The 18,196-nt window shown below is 72.1% G+C and carries 20 protein-coding genes; 12 read left to right on the forward strand and 8 right to left on the reverse strand.

All coding sequences use genetic code 11. The features are described from left to right. Positions 1-74 precede the first annotated feature (74 nt). Both B6R96_RS12730 and B6R96_RS12735 read right to left on the reverse strand, forming a co-directional pair. Positions 75-1,484: a DUF3152 domain-containing protein gene (locus B6R96_RS12730; protein ID WP_081522508.1), complete on the reverse strand. Its 1,410-nt coding sequence runs from the start codon at positions 1,482-1,484 to the stop codon at positions 75-77. A 5-nt stretch (positions 1,485-1,489) separates the two neighbouring features. After that, complete coding sequence (locus B6R96_RS12735; protein ID WP_081522509.1) at positions 1,490-2,485, reverse strand: alpha/beta fold hydrolase; 996 nt, start codon at positions 2,483-2,485, stop codon at positions 1,490-1,492. A 149-nt stretch (positions 2,486-2,634) separates the two neighbouring features. Between B6R96_RS12735 and B6R96_RS12740 the strand changes: the two genes are divergently transcribed. The 4 genes from B6R96_RS12740 to B6R96_RS12755 all read left to right on the forward strand — a co-directional run bounded on the left by B6R96_RS12740 (position 2,635) and on the right by B6R96_RS12755 (position 4,442). Next, complete coding sequence (locus B6R96_RS12740; protein ID WP_030385904.1) at positions 2,635-2,850, forward strand: hypothetical protein; 216 nt, start codon at positions 2,635-2,637, stop codon at positions 2,848-2,850. Between the two features lie 183 nt (positions 2,851-3,033). Continuing rightward, entirely contained in the window at positions 3,034-3,672 is a 639-nt protein-coding gene (locus B6R96_RS12745; RefSeq protein ID WP_030385903.1) for a TetR/AcrR family transcriptional regulator, read from the forward strand. A gap of 130 nt (positions 3,673-3,802) precedes the next feature. Next, positions 3,803-4,030, forward strand: coding sequence for a DUF3107 domain-containing protein (locus B6R96_RS12750; RefSeq protein WP_030011334.1), 228 nt, complete (start codon positions 3,803-3,805; stop codon positions 4,028-4,030). Between the two features lie 109 nt (positions 4,031-4,139). Next, positions 4,140-4,442, forward strand: a complete 303-nt coding sequence (locus B6R96_RS12755) for a hypothetical protein (RefSeq protein ID WP_384512635.1) — start codon at positions 4,140-4,142, stop codon at positions 4,440-4,442. Positions 4,443-4,562: 120 nt separating this feature from the next. Here the strand turns inward: B6R96_RS12755 and B6R96_RS12760 are convergent, their stop codons facing one another. Then, positions 4,563-5,321 (reverse strand): ferritin-like fold-containing protein, encoded by a 759-nt coding sequence (locus B6R96_RS12760; RefSeq protein WP_030385901.1) that lies wholly within the window; start codon positions 5,319-5,321, stop codon positions 4,563-4,565. 471 nt (positions 5,322-5,792) lie between these two features. On the opposite strand from B6R96_RS12760, the gene B6R96_RS12765 reads away from it, so the two are divergent. The 3 genes from B6R96_RS12765 to B6R96_RS37675 all read left to right on the forward strand — a co-directional run bounded on the left by B6R96_RS12765 (position 5,793) and on the right by B6R96_RS37675 (position 8,957). Beyond that, complete coding sequence (locus B6R96_RS12765) at positions 5,793-7,742, forward strand: DEAD/DEAH box helicase (RefSeq protein ID WP_237291407.1); 1,950 nt, start codon at positions 5,793-5,795, stop codon at positions 7,740-7,742. A gap of 107 nt (positions 7,743-7,849) precedes the next feature. Continuing rightward, complete coding sequence (locus B6R96_RS12770; protein WP_053703053.1) at positions 7,850-8,707, forward strand: alpha/beta fold hydrolase; 858 nt, start codon at positions 7,850-7,852, stop codon at positions 8,705-8,707. 97 nt (positions 8,708-8,804) lie between these two features. Continuing rightward, positions 8,805-8,957 (forward strand): hypothetical protein, encoded by a 153-nt coding sequence (locus B6R96_RS37675; RefSeq protein WP_184791650.1) that lies wholly within the window; start codon positions 8,805-8,807, stop codon positions 8,955-8,957. 112 nt (positions 8,958-9,069) lie between these two features. On the opposite strand, the gene B6R96_RS12775 is transcribed toward B6R96_RS37675, so the two are convergent. From B6R96_RS12775 to B6R96_RS12790, 4 genes are all read right to left on the reverse strand, one after another. Next, a complete protein-coding gene (locus tag B6R96_RS12775; RefSeq protein WP_030385898.1) occupies positions 9,070-9,675 on the reverse strand; it encodes a MarC family protein in 606 nt (201 codons plus the stop codon). Positions 9,676-9,751: 76 nt separating this feature from the next. Continuing rightward, on the reverse strand, positions 9,752-10,615 hold the full coding sequence (locus B6R96_RS12780) for a PHP domain-containing protein (RefSeq protein ID WP_081522510.1): 864 nt from the start codon (positions 10,613-10,615) through the stop codon (positions 9,752-9,754). Positions 10,616-10,677: 62 nt separating this feature from the next. Next, positions 10,678-11,322 (reverse strand): DUF6758 family protein, encoded by a 645-nt coding sequence (locus B6R96_RS12785; protein WP_030385896.1) that lies wholly within the window; start codon positions 11,320-11,322, stop codon positions 10,678-10,680. A 60-nt stretch (positions 11,323-11,382) separates the two neighbouring features. Continuing rightward, entirely contained in the window at positions 11,383-11,967 is a 585-nt protein-coding gene (locus B6R96_RS12790; RefSeq protein ID WP_053703051.1) for a suppressor of fused domain protein, read from the reverse strand. Between the two features lie 390 nt (positions 11,968-12,357). On the opposite strand from B6R96_RS12790, the gene B6R96_RS12795 reads away from it, so the two are divergent. Then, positions 12,358-13,473, forward strand: a complete 1,116-nt coding sequence (locus tag B6R96_RS12795; RefSeq protein WP_030385894.1) for a magnesium and cobalt transport protein CorA — start codon at positions 12,358-12,360, stop codon at positions 13,471-13,473. Positions 13,474-13,536: 63 nt separating this feature from the next. Beyond that, a complete protein-coding gene (locus B6R96_RS12800) occupies positions 13,537-14,046 on the forward strand; it encodes a hypothetical protein (RefSeq protein WP_081522511.1) in 510 nt (169 codons plus the stop codon). Here the strand turns inward: B6R96_RS12800 and B6R96_RS12805 are convergent. Continuing rightward, positions 14,043-14,834: a hypothetical protein gene (locus tag B6R96_RS12805; protein WP_051779184.1), complete on the reverse strand. Its 792-nt coding sequence runs from the start codon at positions 14,832-14,834 to the stop codon at positions 14,043-14,045. The two genes, B6R96_RS12800 and B6R96_RS12805, sit on opposite strands and share 4 nt — an antisense overlap. A 187-nt stretch (positions 14,835-15,021) precedes the next feature. Here B6R96_RS12805 and B6R96_RS12810 point away from each other — a divergent pair, with 187 nt between their 5' ends. From B6R96_RS12810 to B6R96_RS12820, 3 genes are all read left to right on the forward strand, one after another. Next, on the forward strand, positions 15,022-16,293 hold the full coding sequence (locus tag B6R96_RS12810) for a magnesium transporter MgtE N-terminal domain-containing protein (RefSeq protein ID WP_030385891.1): 1,272 nt from the start codon (positions 15,022-15,024) through the stop codon (positions 16,291-16,293). A gap of 85 nt (positions 16,294-16,378) precedes the next feature. Then, a complete protein-coding gene (locus B6R96_RS12815; RefSeq protein WP_051779198.1) occupies positions 16,379-16,975 on the forward strand; it encodes a DUF1003 domain-containing protein in 597 nt (198 codons plus the stop codon). An 88-nt stretch (positions 16,976-17,063) separates the two neighbouring features. Beyond that, positions 17,064-18,179, forward strand: a complete 1,116-nt coding sequence (locus tag B6R96_RS12820) for an Mrp/NBP35 family ATP-binding protein (protein WP_030385889.1) — start codon at positions 17,064-17,066, stop codon at positions 18,177-18,179. Positions 18,180-18,196: the final 17 nt, after the last annotated feature.

Consider the following 18,196-nt stretch of genomic DNA (forward strand, 5'->3'; position numbering starts at 1 on the left):
CGATGGCCGATGATCGGACGCCTTGTCAACGCGCATCCCCGCCCGGCCGACGGGCGGGGCGGCATTCCCCGGCATCAATTCCCGGGGAAAACCCATGGGTTGGGCTTGCATTCGATGCCGTTGATAGTGAGGGACTTGGTCTGCTGCTGCATGATCGGCGCGAGTGCGCCCGGCGTCCGGCAGTTCACGTGGTCGTGTCCGAGCCGGTGTCCGACCTCGTGGTTGATGAGCATCTGCCGGTAGGCGAACATCTGCTCCGGCCCGTACGTGGCGGAGCCCTGCGCCCAGCGGAAGGCGTTGATCATCACCCGCTCGGTGCGCGCGGAGTCGCAGGAGACGTTCTCGACGGTCGTGTCCAGGTCGGACTTGGCGCACCACACGCCGGTGGTCCCCGGGCTGGCGAGGGTGATCACGAAGTCGGCCTCGCCGCCCGGGACCCGCTCGAAGGTCTTGCTGCCGCCGTGGCCCCAGCTGCGGTCGTCGTTGAGGGTGCGGTGGACGGCCTCGGCGAAGAGCTGCGCGTCCAGGCCCAGGCCCTGTTCGACGTCGACCCGGTAGCGGACAAGCTTGCCCTTGCCGGGCGCCTTGGCCACGCCGGGCACGGTGTCGAAGGTCCCGGGGCCCGCGAGCTTCGCGTCGAGCGGCAGCTGCACCGCCATCTGCTGCTCGTACGACAGCTCCGGCGCGGGCGCGTGGGCGGACGGCGCCGCGGGCGCGGCCGCCTGCGGCGGCATCGAGCGGCCGTCGGAGCGCGAGGCGCCCTCGTCGGCGCGGCTGTTGCCGGCGGCGGCCTGCGCACCGGCCCGGCCGCCGTCCTCGTCCATGAGCACCTGGCCCGCGACGACGACGGCGAGGACGGTGGTGACGGCCGCGGCGGCCATGCCCGTGTACGTACGGACCTTCAGGCCGCGGCCGGAGCCGGGCGGTTCCTCGGCGGAGGCGTCCGCCTCGGCGCCCGCGTCCGCGGGTTCGACCGGATCGACGGGCCTGCGCGGCCCGGGCACGCGGCGGTGCGCGCCGGTGGAGGTGACGGGATCGAGGTCGAAGCCGAAGTCGTGCGCCGGTCCGGGGGCGGGCGCGGGAGCGCCCGGCTGCGTCAGGGTGACCTGCGGGAACCCCACCGCGGGCGTGCCGAAGGCCGGGGTGTCGGAGTCCAGGAGGGCGGCGGGAGCGGCCGCGGCCGACGCGGTGGTGGTGGTGGTGGCGCCGGGCGGGCGCCGCACGCCGTGCCAGTCGCCGTACACGGAGTCGGGGCGCGCCCCCCAGGCGCCGCCGGACTCGTACTGCTGGGGGTGTCCCCCGGTGCGTGCGGCGGAGGCGGGCCGGTCCGGGGAGACGTACCCGTGGTGGGTGACGGTCGGCTCGGGCCAGTACGCGGCGGGCGGCTCCTCGTACGGCCGCGGCGCGGGCTCCGGATCCGGCTGCGGCCGGAAGGGCGCCGGGGCGGGTGCCGGGGCAGGGGCCTTGCGACTATGTCGTCCCACGGTCCTCAGCCTCTGCCGTTTTCGGTATATCGGTCACTCTCGCCCGTTCCGGTGTCGTTCAGCAGCTCCCGGAAGGCGGCGGCCACCACCCCGGGGTACTCCATCATCGCCACGTGTCCGGCCTCGGGCAGACACAGCAGCCGCGAACCGCGGAAGGCAGCGGCCGCCCTGTGCGCCATACGGTACGAGACCAGCTGGTCCCGGCCACCGTAGACCAGCAGGGAGGGTGCGAGAACCCGCTGTGCCTGCCGCCACAGTCCGTGCTGGCCACCGAGGGTGTAGGCGTCGACGATGCCGCGCGAGGAGCGGGTCATCGCCTCCCAGAAGTACGGCAGCGCCATCCGGCGCTCCATCTCCTCCACGGCGTTGCGGAATCCCTCGGGCGTCACCCGGGAGGGGTCTCCGTAGCAGAGCTCCGTCACCCCCCGGGTGCGCTGCTCGGCGCCGATCCCCCGCATCATCCGGTTGAAGAGCCCGGCCACGCCGGGCACGGCGAGCAGCGCGGTCGGCACGGCCGACTTCTGCACGCGCAGTTCGGGCAGGGCGGGCGAGACCAGGGTCAGCGTGCGCACGAGGTCGGGCCGGACGGCCGCGACCCGGGTGGAGACGGCTCCGCCGAGGGAGTTCCCGAACAGGTGGACCGGGCCGCGCCCGGCGGCGTCGAGGTGGCGGATGACGACGCGGGCGAAGGCGGTGACGGAGTAGTCCCGGTCGGCGGGTGGCGGGGACCAGCCGAAGCCGGGCAGGTCCAGGGCCTCGCCGTCGACGGTGTCGGCCAGCTGCGCCATGAGGTCCGACCAGTTCTGCGAGGAACCGCCGAGTCCGTGCACGAACAGCGCGGGCGGCAGCCCCGTACGCAGGGGCGGCCGGTGCCGGACGTTCACTTCCAGCCCGGGCAGGGACACGGTGCGCACCTGCTCACCCTCGGCCACCCGGACGGCGCCCACCGGGGTGGACGGCTCGGTGGTGGAGCGTACGCCCGGCAGCTCGGTCGAAGACATGCGGGCAATGTTACGAGACGATCACGCTCCACTTCTTGTGTTCGCCATCACAAAAAACGGACCGGTAAGAAGAAGCGCGGATCCGTATAGCGGTGGGTCCGCGATCCTCCTAGGCTCGTAAGTGAGCACAAGGAAGCGAGGGGAGCGGCATGACTGTCGACCCTGCGGAGCCGGACACCTTCCGGGAGCAGTTTCCGGAAACCCTCGATCCTGAGGCGCCCGAGGCGGATGTGGCGGAGCAGCTGGCCGAGCTCCGGCCGGACGAGGACGACCCGATCACGGCCGGCGCTGCGGGCGAGGCCGCGGACGGCGATGCCGCCGAGCAGGCCCGGGTGGTGCCGCTGGACGAGGACGACTACCGCTGACCCCCGGTCGACCGGGCACCGACCGAGCACCGACCAAAGTGCTGATCAAACCGCTGACCAGCGCCTCCGGGCCGTCCGTACCGCGAGAAAACTCGGCTTGAACCCTCCAGATTCGGTTACCGAAAAGTACGATGGCCGCGCGGCGCAGAGCGCACTGTGTTCTTAGAGAAAGTGGGAGGCGGCGTGACAGCCATCGAGCAGACCGAGGCAGCGCGTCCGCGGGGCACGCGACTGCCGCGCCGAGCCCGGCGCAACCAGCTCCTGGGCGCGGCCCAGGAGGTTTTCGTCGCGCAGGGCTACCACGCGGCGGCGATGGACGACATCGCCGAGCGGGCCGGCGTGAGCAAGCCGGTGCTGTACCAGCACTTCCCCGGCAAGCTCGACCTGTACCTGGCGCTGCTGGACCAGCACTGCGAGGCCCTGCTGCTGGCGGTACGCACCGCCCTCGCGTCGACGACGGACAACAAGCTGCGCGTGGCGGCGACGATGGACGCCTACTTCGCGTACGTGGAGGAGGAGGGCGGCGCCTTCCGGCTGGTCTTCGAGTCCGACCTGACGAACGAGCCGGCGGTGCGCGAGCGCGTCGACCGGGTCTCCCTCCAGTGCGCCGAGGCCATCTCCGACGTCATCGCCGAGGACACCGGCCTGTCCAAGGACGAGTCGATGCTGCTGGCCGTGGGCCTGGGCGGGGTGTCGCAGGTCGTGGCCCGCTACTGGCTCTCCAGCGAGAGCCCGGTCGCCCGCGACACGGCGGTCGGCCTGCTGACCTCCCTGGCCTGGCGCGGTATCGCGGGCTTCCCGCTCCACGGCACCGAGTCCTGACGGACCGGATCGCGGCGGGTGTTCGCTGCGAGCGTGTCCGCTCTGCGCGGTCCGCGTCCCCTCTCCGGGCTAATGTGGACCGCGTACGGCGCGGCTGATCGCGCGAACGGATCGTCGGAGGGACAAAGCCGTGGAGGTCAAGATCGGCGTGCAGCACGCACCCCGGGAGATCGTGCTGGAGAGCGACCTGAGCGCCGAGGAGCTGGAGAGCATCGTCACCGCCGCGCTGTCCGGCACCGCGCCGCTGCTGAGCCTCACCGACAACAAGGGCCGCAAGGTCCTGGTGCCGTCCGACCGCCTGTCGTATGTCGACCTGGGCGAGCCGAGCGTGCGCAAGGTCGGCTTCGGCGCGCTCTGAGAACTCTTTGGAACGGCCCGGTGGTTGATCCCACCGGGCCGTTTCTGTTTCTTCCGCTTCGGGTAGGACCGCAGTGACCCGGTTTGCCCTGACGTATGGGAGAGACCTGATGCTGCTGCTGGAAGTGCTCGGCTCCGCTCTGTTGGGCCTCGCCCTGTCCGCGACGGCCGCCCGAGTGCTCGCGAGCCGGTTGCCTTCCCTCAGAGTGGTGCTGGTCAGCGGAGTGCTGGGAGCGCTGTTCGGGGCGTATCTCACCCACTTCGCGCTGGGCCCCGGGCACAACACCCTGACCGCGACCCTCATCGGCGGCGTGCTGGTGTCGGCCGTGGTGCTCTCGCTGCTGCTCCGTCCGGCCACAGGGCCCCGCAGGCAGTCCCACAGGACTCCGTTTTCGCTCCCGTCGCGGGGCTGACCCCGATCGCTGATCCCTGACCCCCGGCCCCTGGCCGCTGGACCTCGCACCCCATGCCTCGGCCCCGGCACGCACACAGCGCGCCGGGGCCGAGGCATCGAGCGGTACGGAGCCGTCCGGTCAGGCGGCGAGGCCGAGGGCCGCCATCCGCTTGGTGTGCGCCTTGGTGATCCGGGTGAACATCTCGCCGACGGCCGCCAGGTCGAAGCCCGCCGCCATCCCGTCGACGCCGCCGACCAGCATGGTCGAGAGCGCGTCGCGCTCGGCGACCACGCGCTGGGCCTGCGAGAGGGCCTCGCCCATCAGCCGGCGGGCCCACAGCGCGAGCCGGCCGCCGCAGCGCGGGTCCGCCTCGATCGCGGCGCGCACCTTCTCGACGGCGAAGTTGCCGTGGCCGGTGTCGTCGAGCACGCCGAGCACGAGCGCACGGGTGTCGTTGTCCAGGTGGGAGGCGACCTCACGGTAGAAGTCACTGGCGATGGAGTCGCCGACGTAGGCCTTGACCAGGCCCTCCAGCCAGTCGGACGGCGCGGTCTGGCGGTGGAAGTCGTCCACGCCCTTCGCGAAGGGCTCCATGGCGGCGGTGGGCTCGACGTCGATGGCCGCGAGCCGGTCCCGCAGCCGCTCGAAGTGGTGGAACTCGGCGGAGGCCATCGCGGCGAGCTCGGCCTTGTCGTCCAGGGTGGGCGCGAGCTTCGCGTCCTCCGCCAGGCGCTCGAAGGCCGCGAGCTCTCCGTACGCGAGCGCGCCGAGCAGGTCCACGACGGCGGCCCGGTACTGCGGCGAGGCAGAGGCGGCGGCCCAGTCCTGGGAGGCGATACCCACGGCTTCGGTGGGGGCGCTGTCGTCGGCGGGCGAGGCGTTTTCTACGGTCGACATGCTCCGCACAATAGCCCGCCGAATGGCCCTTCAAGTCATCACGCCGGATCCTTGCCTGTCCAGCTAAACGCGCCTGCCCGGTGAATTCACCCGACACACCTGCGCGATTCCGGGGTACAGTGGTAATGCGCCTGCCGAACACTCGGCGGGCCATCCGAATGAGGATGCCCGGTCGGTGGCCCGATCGGCTCCAACCGACCGCCCTCGGTGTGGTGCGTACGTTCATATGTACCGCCTCCCACGAGGGGCCCCCTCAGCGGCAGATGCGCTTGAGCGAAGGCTAGTGGTCCCGCGCAGCTTCGTACGTAGCAGTACTGCAAGCACGGCACGGTACGACCCCCCTCGCCGCCTCGCGCCGCGTCTCACAGAAGAGGCAGCACCCTGACTACGTTCCGAGACCTCGGGATCTTTCCCGAGACGGCCGAAGCCCTCGAGGCCGTCGGCATTGTGTCCCCCTTCCCGATCCAGGAGATGACCCTCCCCGTCGCCCTCTCCGGCACGGACGTCATCGGCCAGGCCAAGACCGGTACCGGCAAGACGCTCGGTTTCGGCCTTCCCCTGCTGGAGCGGGTCGTCGTCCCGGCGGACGTCGAGGCCGGCCGCGCCACCCCCGCGCAGCTGACCGACGCCCCGCAGGCCCTCGTGGTGGTTCCGACCCGCGAGCTGTGCACCCAGGTCACCAACGACCTCCTGACCGCGGGCAAGGTCCGCAACGTCCGCGTCCTCGCCATATACGGCGGCCGCGCGTACGAGCCCCAGGTCGAGGCGCTCAAGAAGGGCGTCGACGTGATCGTCGGCACCCCGGGCCGCCTGCTCGACCTGGCCGGTCAGAAGAAGCTCGACCTTTCGCGCGTCAAGGCGCTCGTGCTGGACGAGGCCGACGAGATGCTCGACCTGGGCTTCCTGCCCGACGTCGAGAAGATCATGGCCTACCTGCCCGCGAAGCGTCAGACGATGCTGTTCTCGGCGACCATGCCGGGTGCGGTCATCGGTCTGGCCCGCCGGTACATGACGCAGCCGACCCACATCCGCGCCGTCTCCGAGGACGGCGAGGGCGCGACCGTCGCCAACATCACGCAGCACGTCTTCCGTGCGCACAACATGGACAAGCCGGAGCTCGTCTCCCGCATCCTGCAGGCCGAGGGCCGCGGCCTGGCCATGATCTTCTGCCGTACCAAGCGCACGGCGGCCGACATCGCCGAGCAGCTGGAGAAGCGCGGCTTCGCCTCCGGCGCCGTCCACGGCGACCTGGGCCAGGGTGCGCGCGAGCAGGCGCTGCGCGCGTTCCGCAACGGCAAGGTCGACGTGCTGGTGTGCACGGACGTCGCCGCGCGCGGTATCGATGTCGAGGGTGTGACCCACGTCATCAACTACCAGACGCCGGAGGACGAGAAGACCTTCCTGCACCGTGTGGGCCGCACCGGCCGCGCGGGCAACAAGGGCATCGCCGTCACCCTGGTCGACTGGGACGACATCCCGCGCTGGCAGCTGATCAACAAGGCGCTGGAGCTGAACTTCCACGACCCGGTCGAGACGTACTCCACGTCGCCGCACCTGTTCGAGCAGCTGAACATCCCGGCCGGCACCAAGGGCATCCTGCCGCGCGCCGAGCGCACGCGGGCCGGCCTGAAGGCCGAGAACCTGGAGGACCTGGGCGAGACCGGCGGCCGCGGTGGCCGTGGCGGCCGCTCCGGTCCGGCTGCCGCCGCCGTGGTGACCGAGGAGCGTCCGGCCCGTACCCGTACGCCGCGCCAGCGCCGCCGTACGCGGGGCGGATCGGAGCTCGCCGAGGGCGCCGAGGCCACCGCCGCGGTGACCCCGGTCCAGGCTCCCGAGGCCCCCGCGGCCCCGGCCGCCGACGAGCCGCGCCGTCCGCGCCGCCGCCGCACCCGGGTGGCCGCGGTCTCGACGCAGACCGCCGTGGCCGCGCCGGTCGCCGAGGCTCCGGCCGCGGTCGCCGAGGCCGCTCCGGTGACCCCGGTCGCCGAGGAGGCACCGGCCAGGCCGAAGCGCGTCCGTACCCGCAAGGTCGCCCCGACCGAGCCGGAGCCGGACTTCCAGATGCCGCCGCTGGTCGAGCCCGTCCGGGCCCGGCGCACGCCCACCCGCAAGGCCGCTCCGGCCGTCGCCCCCGTCGCGGCGACCCCGGTCGCCGAGGCCGCCGTGATCGCCGAGGAGGCCCCGGTCAAGCCGAAGCGCACCCGCACCCGCAAGGTCGCGGAGGCCGCTCCGGTCGTCGCCGAGGCCGCCGCGGTCGCGGAGGAGGCTCCGGTCAAGCCGAAGCGCACCCGGACCCGCAAGGCCGTCGCGGTCGCCCCGGAGGCCTCTGCGGCCGCCGAGGCCGCCGGTGTGGCCGAGGAGGCGCCGGTCAAGCCGAAGCGCACCCGCACCCGCAAGGTCGCGGCCGCGCCCGAGGCGTAGGCCGCACACAGCACCGGGCCGATGGCCCCGGCCCCCTTCCGAGGGGGCCGGGGCCATCGGCCTGTCCGCGCCGTGCCCGGCGCCGTACGGGCCGGTAACCTCGGGCCATGAGCAAGCCGCCGCGCCTGACCCTGCCCGCCGCCGCCCGTGCGTACCTCCTCGACACCGACCGCGGTCCCTTCGCCGTGCACGAGGCCGGTGAGCCCGTCCGGGGCACCGCCGTGCTGGTCCCCGGCTTCACGGGCAGCAAGGAGGACTTCATCGGCCTCCTGGAGCCGCTGGCCGCCGCCGGGTACCGGGTGGTCGCGGTGGACGGCCGGGGCCAGCACGAGAGCCCGGGCCCGCGCGAGGAGGCCCCGTACGCCCTGGAGGAGCTGGCGCGGGACGTCCTCGCGCAGGTCCGCGCGCTGGGCGGGGACCGTGTGCACCTGGTCGGCCACTCGCTCGGCGGGCTGATCTCGCGCGCCGCCGTGCTGCGCGATCCCGCTCCTTTCGCCTCGCTGACCCTGATGAGCAGTGGACCGGCCGCGATCTCCGAGGAGCAGCAGGCGCGGACGAAGCTGCTGGTGGCCGCGCTGGAGGCGATGGGCGACGACATGCCCGGGATCTGGGCGGCGATGCGGGCCCACGATCCCGAGGACGCGGCGGCGGACTCCCCCGAGCTGGCGCACTTCCTGCGCGAGCGGTGGCTGGCCACCGTTCCCGAGCAGCTGATCGCCACCGGCCGGACGCTGATCAGCGAGCCCGACCGGATCGAGGAGCTGAGCCGGGTCGACCTGCCGATGCTGGTGCTGTCCGGGGCCGTGGACCAGGCGTGGCCCGTGCCGCTGCTGGACGAGACGGCCCGGCGGCTGGGTGCGCGGCGGGTGATCGTGCCGGGGACGGACCACTCCCCGAACGCCGAGGATCCGGCGACGACGGCCCGTGCGCTGGCCTCGTTCTGGGACTCCTGCACCAGCTTGTAGTTAGGTAGTCGAAAAATTTCCTTAGCGTAGGGAATGATTGCGGCCTACACTTCGTTGACACAGTGCAAGGAGAAACACTGACGAAGGGAGAAGCCCCATGCGCTTCGAGATTCTGCGCCTGGACGACGTCAACGGGTCCGCCGTGGACAGCACCGTCGTCGACGCGGCCTCCGTCAACCGGATCGTGCAGCACGCCGCAGCCGTCGGCCAGCGCATTCTGATCCGACCGGCCGAGAGTGCGTCCTGCTGACGCATCGCACGAAGAACGTTCGCGCCCCCGCACCGATCCCGGTGCGGGGGCGTTCGCATGAGCGGGCGCGCGGCAGCCGGCGCGCAGGGCGCGGGCGCCGGCTCCGCGGGCGTCAGGCGCCGCGGACGACCTGGAGCACGCCGTTGATGATCTGCTGGACGGCGATCGCCGAGAGCATCATGCCCGCGAGCCTGGTGACGAGGACGACGCCGCCGTCCTTGATGACCCGGATGATCACGAGCGAGTAGCGCATCGTGATCCACAGCACGACGTGCATGGCGGCGATCGCGGCCCAGACCGAGACCTGTCCGGCAGCGCCGTCCGCCTTCTGCACGGCCAGGATGACGGACACGATGGCACCGGGCCCGGCCAGCAGCGGCATGCCCAGCGGGACCAGGGCGACGTTCACGTCCTTGGTCTGCTTCGGCTCGTCGGTCTTGCCGGTGAGCAGGTCCAGCGCGATGAGGAGGAGCAGCAGACCACCGGCGATCATCAGCGCCGGGACGGAGACGTGCAGGTAGTCCAGGATCTGCTGGCCGCAGATGCCGAAGACCGCGATGACACCGAAGGCCACGCAGACGGCCTGCCAGGCCATGCGGCGCTGCACCTTGACGGGGCGGCCGGAGGTCAGGGCGAGGAAGATCGGCGTGATCCCCGGGGGGTCCATAATCACAAAAAGGGTGAGAAAAAGGGATCCGAAGACGGCGAAATCAAACACAGTGATGCCTTGCAGGAGAGAGGGGTGTCGCGAAGAAAAGAAGGGGGGACGGGTGGAGCGGGCCGGATCCGGCCGGTCAGCGCTCGCGTCCGCCGGCGCCCGGCACCGGGAAGGCCCCGGTCGCGCGGCGCGTGATCTCGCCGTAGATCTCGGGGTCGGTCGTGTACTCGCCGAGGCGGCAGGTCTTGCGGCTGCCGTGGTAGTCGCTGGAGCCGGTCGTCAGCAGGCCGAGCTCGGCCGCCAGGCCGCGCAGCCGCGCACGGGTGTCGGTGTCGTGGTCCATGTGGTCCACCTCGATGCCGTCCAGGCCCGCACCGGCGAGTTCGGCCAGCGTCGACTCGGACACGCAGCGGCCGCGCTTGACCGCGGCGGGGTGGGCGAGGACGGTGACGCCGCCGGCCGCCTTGACCAGGCGCACGGCCTCGAAGGGGTCGAGTTCGTGCTTCTCGGCGTACGCGCGGCCGCCGTCGGCCAGCCAGTCCGGCGTGAAGGCGTCCGAGACGGTGTCCACGACGCCCAGTTCGACGAGGGCGGTGGCGATGTGCGGCCGCCCGACCGAGCCGTCACCGGCGATCCGCGCCACCTGCTCCCAGGTGACGTCGACGCCGAGGTCCTGGAGCTTGCCGACCATGGTCCGGGCGCGCGGGGTGCGGTCGTCGCGGACGAGCTCCCGCTCCCGGGCGAACTCGGGCTCCTCGGCGTCGAAGAGGTACGCCAGCATGTGCACGCCGACGCCGTCGAGTCGACAGGAGAGTTCGGCCCCGGTCACCAGCGTCAGCCCGGCGGGCAGGGCCGCGATCGCCTCGCCGTGCCCGCGTACGGTGTCGTGGTCGGTCAGCGCCACCACGTCCAGCCCGGCGCCGGCGGCGGCCAGCACCAGCTCGGCGGGGGTGTCCGTACCGTCGGAGGCCGTGGAGTGGGCGTGCAGGTCGATGCGCACAGCCTGGCTCCATGGATCGGACGAACGGGGGACGCTCCAGGATAACCGGGCGGAGGGACCCCTCAGGCAGGTCCCAGGATGCGCGGGCTCAGGGCCCCGCACGGAAGGAGCTCGACCTCGGCGCCCGCGTCGCGCAGGTCGGTGAGGACGAGCTCGTCGTACATCAGCAGGCCTGACTGCTCCGGCCAGACGATCGCCCAGAGCCACAGGCCGCGCGCCTCGCCGGCGAAGACGGCCCGGTCGTCCGGGCCGTCGTTCACGTGCCACAGCGGTGTGGGGCGGCCGGCGGCCACCACCTTGGCGTGGGGCGGCGCCGAGACGTTGATGGACGAGCCGGGGTCGAGGCCGTCGATGCCCGCGTACCGCGCGCCGAGGCCCACGCCCAGTTCCTCCGCGATCAGCAGCAGCTCTCCGATGCCGCCCAGCGGTCCGGGGCCGGAACAGGCCACCGCCGTCGCCCGCCCGCCGCTGCGGTCGTCACCGGCGGACGCGACCCCCGTGAACAGCCACCCCACCGGAAGCGGCCACGGCATCCACACGGGCACCCGGGCCCGGTGCGCCACCACGCTCAGACCTTCGACGCTGGGCGGGATGACGGGTTGCAGGGGGTGGACAGCACCGTGCACCACACACTGCCAGGAGTCGGAGAAGAGTCCGGGCGCCCTGACCCGTCCGCCGCACTTCGGGCAACTTGGTTCACCCCTCATAGGAAGCCACGCTCCTCCCCGCCCGGCCCCCCGTCAAGGCACGCTCACCCGTCCGGGCTGTCAGTCCAGTGCGACAGCGGTACGCAAAGGGTCCCTCAGGTCCGTCCCGCGCGCGAGCCAGCGCTCCTGGAGGGCGGCGGCCCCGTGCACGCGCTTCCAGGCCGCCTCGTTCGCCGTCATCGGCAGCAGGGGCAGGAAGTGCACCGGGTCCATGGGCTCGTCGAGCTCCAGGTCCTCGACCAGACCGCCCGGTTCCGCCACGAGCACCGAGCTGAAGGGGGCCCCGTCCCAGAGCGGCTCGCCCACGTCCAGCGAGGCGCCGGGGGCCACGATCAGGCCCTCCACCTGCGGGGACGCGGCCAGCACCGCGAGCGGGCGCAGGAGTTTGTCCGTGGCCGCCAGCCCGGCCCGTACGGTCAGCACCAGCTCGGCGCGCGGGCCCCGTACGGGGTCGGCGACCACGGCGGTCGGATCGGTCATCGGATGCGCGGACATCCCCAGGGTCGCGTACCGCACGAGGTCGCCCTCGGCGAAACGGAGTACCTCGATGCGGTCGGTGCCCAGGAAGGTGACGGCGGCGCGTGCGTCGGGTTCACCGAACGCCGTCCGCAGCCGGGCCTCCACAAGAGCCAGAATTTCTGCCATGAAGCGAGCATAGAACTCGTATCAGCCGGGTAAAGGGCGGGTCTTGACCATCCGTCGGCTGATAGTGTTGACAGCTGTCCGGGGCCGCACGCAGAAGCGGTGTCTCAGTGCCCCGACGACAGGACGTCCCTCACGGGGGACCGGCCGGAGGAGGTGGGGCTGCGGTGGACCGAAGTCGATCGTGCAGTACCAATCGCTCTTCCACTTCTGTGACGGGCGCATCCCGCCCCCTTTGATCCGCTCGATCCCCCTGATCCGCTGATCAGTAGAAGAGCGACGGCAGAACGTTGTCCTCCCGTCCTGTTCCCTCCCCCTGCTCGGGCCTGCCCGCCCGCGGTGGAGGGTCTCCCACCCGTACGGTCCGCAGCCGTGCGCGAGAAGGAGCCTGCCATGTCGATGCTGCCCTACCTGCGTGCGGCCGTACGTCCGTCCCTGCGCAGGGCCACCCCCGTACAGCCCGGCTACGACACCACCCGCGACCCGTCGGCGAGCAGCGCGGTGGTCGACTGCGCCGTGTACCGGGGCGGGCGCCGGATGCTGGGTCCGGCCTGTCTGACGCCCCGTGAGGCGATCCGCCGGGTCCGCGAGGACGGCGGATTCGCCTGGATCGGCCTGCACGAGCCGACCGAGGCCGAGTTCGCCGGGATCGCCGCCACCTTCGGACTGCACCCGCTGGCCGTGGAGGATGCGGTCCACGCGCACCAGCGTCCGAAGCTGGAGCGCTACGACGACACCCTCTTCACCGTCTTCAAGACGATCCACTACGTCGACCACGCCGAACTGACCGCCACCAGCGAGGTGGTGGAGACCGGCGAGGTGATGTGCTTCACCGGCCCCGACTTCGTCATCACCGTCCGGCACGGCGGGCAGGGCTCCCTCAAGGGGCTGCGCCACCGTCTCCAGGACGACCCCGACCTCCTCGCCAAGGGCCCCTCGGCGGTCCTGCACTCCCTCGCCGACCACGTCGTCGACGGCTACATCGCGGTCGCCGCGGCGGTGCAGGACGACATCGACGAGGTGGAGAGCGAGGTGTTCGCGGCCCCCGCCAAGGGCAGTGCGCGCGGCGGCGACGCGGGCCGCATCTACCAGCTCAAGCGCGAGGTACTGGAGTTCAAGCGGGCGGTCTCGCCGCTGCTGCGGCCGATGGAGCTGCTGAGCGAGCGGCCGATGCGGCTGGTGGACCCGGACATCCAGAAGTACTTCCGGGACGTCGCCGACCACCTGGCGCGGGTGCACGAGCAGGTCGTGGGCTTCGACGAACTGCTGAACTCGATCCTCCAGGCCAACCTCGCGCAGGCGACGGTCGCCCAGAACGAGGACATGCGCAAGATCACCTCCTGGGCGGCGATCATCGCCGTGCCGACGATGATCTGCGGGGTGTACGGCATGAACTTCGAGCACATGCCCGAACTGCACTGGCGCTACGGCTATCCGATGGTGATGGCCGCGATCGCCGCCTCCTGCTTCACGATCCACCGCGCGCTGCGCCGCAACGGCTGGCTCTGACCCGGGCCGCCCGTCCCCCGGACGCCCGCTCGCGCGTACCGGCGGAACGCCTACCCTGTCGGCATGACTCTCAGCACGCTCGACCTGGCCCTCGTCGAGGAGGCCACCAAGAAGTCCGGCCTGATCTGGGTGCGCGGCGGCGGGGCCGACCGCGCCCTGTGGCACGCCTGGGTGGAGGGCGCGGCCCACGTGCTGGGCGACGGGCCCGGCGAGCAGCCGTTCCCCGGGCTGGCGGACGGTGCGACCGCCGAGGTGACCGTACGGAGCAAGGACAAGGGCGGCCGGCTGGTGGCCTGGACGGCGACGGTACGGGAGATCGCGCCCCGCAGCGAGGAGTGGACGGCGGCGGTCGCCGAGCTCAAGGGCAAGCGGCTGAACGCGCCCGACTCGGAGAACATGACGGAGCGGTGGGCCCGGGAGTGCCGGCTGCTGCGGCTGGAGCCGGAGGCGGTCCGGGACCGGCTGCCGGACGGCTCGCTGGTCGCGGCCCCGCTGCCGTCCCCGGCGACGACCCGCCGGGCCATCCCGGCGGGCCTGCCGAAGCTGCTGCTGAAGCGCAGGAAGACGGCCTAGGGCTTGGTCGGGTTCGCGCCCTGGCCGGAGCCCTTGGAGGGGGCCGGGGCGGAGCCGGCGCCCTGGTCCTTGGTCGTGGGCAGCTGGGACCCGTAGTCGACCGTCTGGTCCTGCGCGGGCGCCTCCAGCGGGAACGTCTTGCCCCACTCCGCCAGTTCCACCCGGCCGGCGCCGCCCGCCCGCTCCATCATCAGCGGGTACGGGGTCCCCTCCAGCGAGACCGACAGCTTGCCGCCCTTGCCCTCGTTCGCCGTGACCTGGACCGCGCGGGTGTGCCCGACCTTGGTGTACGAGCCCTTGGCGAGCTTGCCCTCCAGTCCGAGCAGCCCGTCCAGCAGCACGTCCATGTCGGTGAAGCCGCGGAACTGCTTGTACGAGGGGTCGCCCTCGGGCACCTTCACGTACTTGTCGCCGAGCTTGCCGGCCGAGTCGGACTGGCCCCAGAACGCCGCGCTCGCCTTCAGGTACAGCTGCTCCCCCACGCGCAGCAGCTGGAAGGTGTCGTCCTTCGACTTCACCTCGCCCGAGCCGCCGTCCGCCTTCAGCCGCATGTCGAGCGTGAAGGACTTGCCGCCGCTGACCAGGGTGCCGGACAGGTGCACCGAGTCGGCCTCCGTGGCGGCCGCCCTCGCCTTCGCCTCGATCTTGTCGGCGGAGAGCTTGCCGACGCCGTTCGTGCCCTCGTCGGGATCGTCCCCGCAGCCCGTACCGGTGACGGCGAGGCCTGCGCACAGCGCACCGATGAAGGCGGCCCGGCGCAGCCGCGCGGCAGGGAAGTAGGCGGTCACGGGTGGGTGCCTCTCGTCGGTCGTCTGCGAGCAGCAGGCAGCGTACCCGCCCGTAGGCTTCGTCCCGCGACCGCGCCCCGGTGTGCACCGGCCCCCGGGCGGACCGCCCCACCAGGACGCTTGGCCGCGGCACGGGCTAGCCTGAGGGGCGGCACGACTCTTGATCGACGCTCTAGGAGGCGCTCGGATGGTTGCAGGCGCCCCGCGGATCTTCGTCTCGCATCTGTCGGGTGTGCCCGTCTTCGACCCCAACGGCGACCAGGTCGGCCGGGTCCGCGACCTCGTGGCGATGCTCCGGGTCGGCGGCCGTCCGCCGCGACTGCTGGGCCTGGTGGTCGAGGTCGTCAGCCGGCGCCGGATCTTCCTGCCGATGACCCGGGTCACGGGTGTGGAGTCCGGGCAGGTCATCACCACCGGTGTCGTCAACATGCGGCGCTTCGAGCAGCGCCCGACCGAACGCCTGGTCCTGGGCGAGCTGCTGGACCGGCGGGTGACGCTGGTCGCGAGCGGCGAGGAGGTCACCGTCCTGGACGTGGCCATCCAGCAGCTGCCGGCCCGCCGGGACTGGGAGATCGACCGCATCTTCGTACGGAAGGGAAAGTCGGGGGCGCTGCGCCGGCGCGGCGAGGCCCTGACGGTGGAGTGGTCGGCGGTGACGGGCTTCTCGCTGGAGGAGCACGGGCAGGGCGCCGAGAACCTGGTCGCCACCTTCGAGCAGATGCGCCCGGCCGACGTGGCGAACGTGCTGCACCACCTGACGCCCAAGCGGCGCGCCGAGGTGGCCAACGCCCTCGACGACGACCGGCTCGCGGACGTGCTGGAGGAACTGCCGGAGGACGAGCAGGTGGAGATCCTCGGCAAGCTGAAGGAGGAGCGCGCCGCCGACGTCCTGGAGGCGATGGACCCCGACGACGCGGCCGACCTGCTGTCCGAGCTGCCGGAGGACGACAAGGAGCGGCTGCTGACGCTGATGCAGCCGGACGACGCGGCCGATGTGCGCCGCCTGCTGTCCTACGAGGAGAACACCGCGGGCGGTCTGATGACCACCGAGCCGATCGTGCTGCGGCCGGACGCGACGGTCGCGGACGCGCTGGCCCGCGTACGGCAGGCGGACCTGTCGCCCGCGCTGGCGGCCCAGGTGTACGTGTGCCGGCCGCCGGACGAGACGCCGACGGGCAAGTACCTGGGCACGGTGCACTTCCAGCGGCTGCTGCGGGACCCGCCGTTCACGCTGGTCAGCTCCATCGTGGACACGGACCTGCCGCCGCTGCGGCCGAACGCCTCGCTGCCCGCGGTGACCACGCACCTCGCCGCCTACAACATGGTGGCGGTGCCGGTGGTCGACGAGAGCGGCTCGCTGCTGGGCGCGGTGACCGTGGACGACGTACTGGACCACCTGCTGCCGGACGACTGGCGGGAGACGGACTTCCATTCCGAGGAGGCCGTGGGTGGCCACTGAGCGAGGACGCTTCGACCGGGGGCGGGGCGAGCAGGCGCGCGAGCGGCGCCGTGAGCAGATCCGGGAGCGGCGCGAGCAGGCGCGGATGCAGGCCCGCGAGCACGGGCTGGCGGCGGACGCGGCGGAACGTTCCGGCGAAAGACCGGCGAAGCCGTCGAGCACCGGGTCGAGCGCGCTGACGCGCTCGCGGGTGCGCCTGGACCAGCCGCGCGCGCCGCGCCGGTCGCTGCTGCCCGAGTACGACCCGGAGGCCTTCGGGCGGCTCTCGGAGCGGGTGGCGCGGTTCCTGGGCACCGGACGGTTCATCGTCTGGATGACCCTGGTCATCATCGTCTGGGTGCTGTGGAACATCTTCGCGCCGGACGGCCTGCGGTTCGACCCGTACCCGTTCATCTTCCTGACGCTGATGCTGTCGCTCCAGGCCTCCTACGCGGCCCCGCTGATCCTGCTCGCGCAGAACCGGCAGGACGACCGCGACCGGGTCACGCACGAGCAGGACCGCAAGCAGAACGAGCGGTCCATCGCCGACACGGAGTACCTGACGCGGGAAATCGCCGCCCTGCGGATGGGCCTGGGCGAGGTCGCCACGCGCGACTGGATCAGGTCCGAGTTCCAGGACCTGATCAAGGAGATGGACGAGCGCCGTCTATTCCCCGCCGAACGTGATGAAGGCGACCGCTGACGGGCTTTCCTGCGGCCTGCTGCCGAGCCGTACCATCGGGTACATGGCTACCGACACAAGCTCCGCCGCCGTGCCTGAGCAGGACGCGATCCTGGACGCACTGGCGACGGTGAACGACCCCGAGATCCACCGGCCGATCACCGAGCTCGGCATGGTCAAATCGGTGGAGATCGGTGAGGGCGGCGAGGTCGCCGTCACGGTCTACCTCACGGTGTCGGGCTGTCCGATGCGCGAGACCATCACGAAGAACGTCACCGAGGCCGTCGAGAAGGTCCCGGGCGTCACCTCCGTCGCCGTCACCCTCGACGTGATGAGCGACGAGCAGCGCAAGGACCTGGCGGCCACGCTGCGCGGCGGTACCGCCGAGCGCGAGGTGCCCTTCGCCAAGCCGGGCTCGCTGACCCGCGTGTACGCGGTCGCGTCCGGCAAGGGCGGCGTCGGCAAGTCCTCCGTCACGGTGAACCTGGCCGCGGCGATGGCGGCCGACGGCCTGAAGGTCGGTGTGGTCGACGCGGACATCTACGGCCACAGCGTGCCGCGCATGCTGGGTGTGGACGGGCGTCCCACCCAGGTCGAGAACATGATCATGCCGCCGTCGGCGCACGGCGTGAAGGTCATCTCCATCGGCATGTTCACCCCGGGCAACGCGCCGGTGGTGTGGCGCGGTCCCATGCTCCACCGCGCGCTCCAGCAGTTCCTGGCCGACGTGTTCTGGGGCGACCTGGACGTACTGCTGCTGGACCTGCCGCCGGGCACCGGCGACATCGCGATCTCCGTGGCGCAGCTCGTGCCGAATGCGGAGATCCTCGTCGTCACCACCCCGCAGCAGGCCGCGGCCGAGGTCGCCGAGCGGGCCGGCTCCATCGCCGTGCAGACCCACCAGAAGATCGTCGGCGTCGTCGAGAACATGTCGGGCCTGCCGTGCCCGCACTGCGACGAGATGGTCGACGTGTTCGGCTCGGGCGGTGGCCAGAAGGTCGCCGACGGCCTGACCAAGACGGTCGGCGCGACGGTGCCGGTGCTGGGCTCGATCCCCATCGACGTCCGGCTGCGCGAGGGCGGCGACGAGGGCAAGCCCGTGGTCCTGTCCGACCCGGACTCCCCGGCCGGCGCGGCCCTGCGCGCGATCGCGGGCAAGCTGGGCGGCCGGGCGCGCGGCCTGTCGGGCATGTCCCTGGGCATCACCCCGCGCAACAAGTTCTGACGGGTCCCGCACCACGC

This window comes from Streptomyces sp. Sge12 (genome assembly GCF_002080455.1).
Classification (GTDB): Bacteria; Actinomycetota; Actinomycetes; order Streptomycetales; family Streptomycetaceae; genus Streptomyces.